Below are 256 nucleotides of genomic sequence, written 5' to 3' on the forward strand. Positions count from 1 at the left end.
GCGGATCTGGCGCGGGCCGTCATAGCGGATCGCCGCGCCGGCTTCCTCGTACTCGTCGCACACGGTCGCAATCAACGCGCTCAGATCGAGCCATTCCTTGTTTTCGTTGTCGTTGCCCGTATTCAGATACGACAGCGCCGAGGACACCATCGTCTGCATCAGGTCGATGTCCTTGCGCACTTTGTCGCGCATGGACGGGCTTTCGTTGGTGTCGATCTGTAGACGCATGCGCGTGAGCGGCGTACGCAGATCGTGG

At 60.9% G+C, this 256-nt stretch carries 1 pseudogene; it reads right to left on the reverse strand.

Features of this window, described 5'->3' with window-relative positions:
* Window positions 1-192: pseudogene (locus SB771_RS35685) on the reverse strand (two-component sensor histidine kinase); the annotation flags it as partial.
* Window positions 193-256: the final 64 nt, after the last annotated feature.

The sequence above is a fragment of the Burkholderia sp. SIMBA_051 genome (assembly GCF_046534915.1).
Taxonomy (GTDB): domain Bacteria; phylum Pseudomonadota; class Gammaproteobacteria; order Burkholderiales; family Burkholderiaceae; genus Burkholderia; species Burkholderia ambifaria.